Here is a 3,428-nt window from a genome sequence, read left to right as displayed (position 1 = left end):
GCGCGTTCCGGCTGCGCGACGAGCGCGCGCCGTTCGCGTCGGACGACATGGCCGCGTTCATCGAGGCGTTCGGCGCGCCGCACGTCCTGCTGGTGCTGGGGCTGGGCATCGCGCCCGAACTGCTGGATCTGTGCGGCAACGGCGTCCGCATCTACAACTCGATCGACGCGCCGGCGCTCCGCGTGCCCGCGGAGGCGAGCGCGCGGTTCGATCTCGTCCTGACCGGTGCGCCGTGGCAGTCGGACGCGGTGCGCGAGCGGCACCCCGCCATGGCGACGCTCGTGCTGCCGATCGGCCCGGAGTTCGCGGCGCCCGACCAGTTCCGCCCGCTGGGCACGGCCAAGGACGTCGACCTGATCTATGTCGCCGCGGCTCAGGGCTACAAGCGGCACGACCTGTTGTTCGACGCGCTGGAAACGCTGCCGAGGGACGTCACCGCGCTCTGCGTGTTCGGCCATGGCGACCTGGCGGGCGACCTGCGCGCGCGGGCGGCGGCGTCGGGCCTGTCGGTCGAGTTCGTCGGCCCGCCGGGCGTCCCGTTCGACGAGGTCAACGGGCTGATGAACCGCGCCCGCTTCGGGGTCGTGTGCGGAGTGGACGACGGCGCGCCCGCGATCATCACCGAATACATGCTCGCCGGTCTGCCCGTGCTCGCGAACGAGCGGCTGTGCTGCGGCCTGCAATACATCCTGCCCGACACCGGTTCCACCGCGCCGGCGGAACGGTTCGCGGAGGCGATCCTGGCGATGCGCGCGACCGCGCACCTGTATGCCCCGCGCGAGGCCGTGCTCGCGCGCTGGACATGGCCGCATTCCGCCGCCAAGCTGATGGAGGTCATGTCGCCCATTGTTGATGCGAAGCAACGACATCGAGCAGTCGCCGCATCATAGCTCGCCGGGGGCGATATAGCCGGGAGACACGCGTGGACGGTTCTGGTTTCGATGTATCGCCGGCCCGCGCGTCTGTCCCCGACCCCGATTCGATCCATGTCTCCAACGACGACGCGCCCGCCGCGCCCGCGCTGATCTGCTTCTCGCACCTGCGCTGGGACTTCGTGACGCAGCGTCCCCAGCATCTGATGCGCCGCTTCGCGCGCGAGCGCCGGGTGTTCTTCTGGGAAGAGCATATCGCGTGCGACCACCACCTGCCGTTCCTGGAGCAGCATCCGTTCCCCGACGACAACGTGATCGCGCTGCGCCCGCGCCTGCCGCATTGGTGGGATGCGGCGCAGGTCGAGGCGGGGCTGCGCGGCCTGCTCGACATGCTCGTGGACACGGCGGTCGCGCCGGCGCGCGCGGGCGATCCGCTGCTGTGGTTCCACACGCCGATGATGGCGGGCTTCGCGACTCACCTGAAGGCGTCGGCGGTGGTGTACGACTGCATGGACGAGCTGTCCGCCTTCCGCTTCGCCGATCCCGCGCTGGCCGCCAACGAAGCCCGGCTGATGGCGCGCGCGGACGTCGTCTTCACCGGCGGGCACAGCCTGTACGAGGCGAAGGCGGGTCGCCACCATGACGTCCACGCCTTTCCCTCCGCGGTCGACACGCGCCATTTCGCCGCGGCCCGCAACGGCCCGGCGATCCCGGCCGACCAGGCGTCGATCACCGGGCCTAGGCTCGGCTTCTTCGGCGTGATCGACGAGCGGATCGACCTTGCGTTGCTCGATGCGGTGGCGGCGGCAAGGCCGGACTGGTCGCTGGTGATGATCGGCCCGGTCGCCAAGATCGACCCCGCCGCGCTGCCCCGCCGCGCCAACCTCCACTGGCTGGGCGCGCGATCCTATGCCGAGCTGCCGGCCTGTCTGGCGGGGTGGGACGTGGCGCTGATGCCGTTCGCGATCAACGCGGCGACGCGCTTCATCAGCCCCACCAAGACGCCCGAGTATCTCGCGGGCGGCCTGCCCGTGGTGTCGACGCCTGTCGTCGACGTCGCGCGGCAGTACGGCGCGCTCGACGCGGTGGGGATCGCCGGCGACGCGGCCGGCTTCGTCGCCGCGTGCGAGCGTGCCCTCGCCTTGCCCAAGAACGGCGCCTGGCTCACGCAGGCCGACCGGTTGATCGCCGGCCACAGCTGGGACAGGACGTTCGCCGACATGAAGACACGTATCGCCGACGCCGTCGCCCGCCGCGACGCCCCTTCCCCCGGCCCCTCCGCGCCCGCGATCCGTCGCCGCTTCGACGTGCTGGTCGTCGGCGCGGGGTTCGCGGGATCCGTGCTGGCGGAGCGACTGGCGGCGGACGGGGACAAGAGCGTGCTGGTCGTCGACCGGCGCCCGCACATCGCGGGCAACGCCTATGACGAGCACGACGCGGCCGGCGTGATGATCCACCGCTACGGCCCGCACATCTTCCACACCAACTCGGCGGACGTGTTCGACTATCTGTCGCGCTTCACGGCCTGGCGCCCGTACGAGCATCGCGTGCTCGCGAGCGTGCGGGGCCGGGAGGTGCCGATCCCGATCAACCGGACGACGCTCAACGCGCTGTACGACGCGGGGCTGACCTGCGACGCGGACGCCGCCGCCTTTCTCGCCGCGCGGGCGGAGCCGGTCGCGGACATCCGCACGTCGGAGGACGTGGTCGTCTCCGCCGTGGGCCGCGAACTCTACGAGCTGTTCTTCCGCGGCTACACGCTCAAGCAATGGGGGCTGGATCCCTCGGAACTCGACCGCGCCGTCACCGCGCGCGTGCCGACCCGCACCTGCGCCGACGACCGTTATTTCGGCGATCGGTTCCAGGCGATGCCCGCCGAGGGCTATACCGCGATGTTCGCGCGCATGCTCGACCACCGGAACATCACGCTGGACCTGGGCGTCGAATATCGCGATGTGATGGACGAGGTCGATGTCGACCACATCGTCTTCACCGGTCCCATCGACGAGTATTTCGGCTTCCGCTTCGGCAGGCTGCCCTACCGGTCGCTGCGCTTCGTCCACGAGACGCTGGAGCGCGAATGGCTTCAGAAGGTCGCGGTGGTCAACTATCCGTCGCCCGACGTCGCCTATACGCGCATCACGGAGTACAAGCATCTGACCGGCCAGCAGAACCCGCGCACCAGCGTGACCTACGAGTTTCCCAGCGCGGAGGGGGATCCCTATTACCCGATCCCGCGACCCGAGAACCAGGCGCTGTTCAAGCGGTACGAGGCGCTGGCGGACGCGACGCGGGGCGTGACCTTCGTCGGCCGGCTCGCGACGTACCGCTACTACAACATGGACCAGGTTGTAGGCCAGGCGCTGGCGACGTACCGGCGGCTGAAGGAGCGGCTGGCCGAGCCGGTGGCGATGACGACCACGCTGTCGGCGGCGGAGTAGCGCGGATGGCCATGATCTGTCTGGCGACCGACAGCCGGGCGCCATCGGGCGTCGGCGCGCACATGCTGGCGCTCGCCGCCGGGCTGGACGCCGGGCAGGTCGTGCTCGCCGCCCC

2 protein-coding genes are annotated in these 3,428 nt (G+C 70.6%); both read left to right on the top strand.

Features of this window, described 5'->3' with window-relative positions; all coding sequences use genetic code 11:
* The coding region (locus tag HUV01_RS13920) for a glycosyltransferase (protein WP_254606674.1) at positions 1-890 on the top strand (890 nt) is incomplete at its 5' end.
* Between the two features lie 32 nt (positions 891-922).
* A complete protein-coding gene (glf, locus tag HUV01_RS13915; RefSeq protein ID WP_254606672.1) occupies positions 923-3,313 on the top strand; it encodes a UDP-galactopyranose mutase in 2,391 nt (796 codons plus the stop codon).
* Positions 3,314-3,428 lie beyond the last annotated feature (115 nt).

The sequence above is a fragment of the Sphingomonas bacterium genome (assembly GCF_903643035.1).
Classification (GTDB): Bacteria; Pseudomonadota; Alphaproteobacteria; order Sphingomonadales; family Sphingomonadaceae; genus Sphingomonas.
This window is presented reverse-complemented; position numbering and strand designations above follow the sequence as displayed.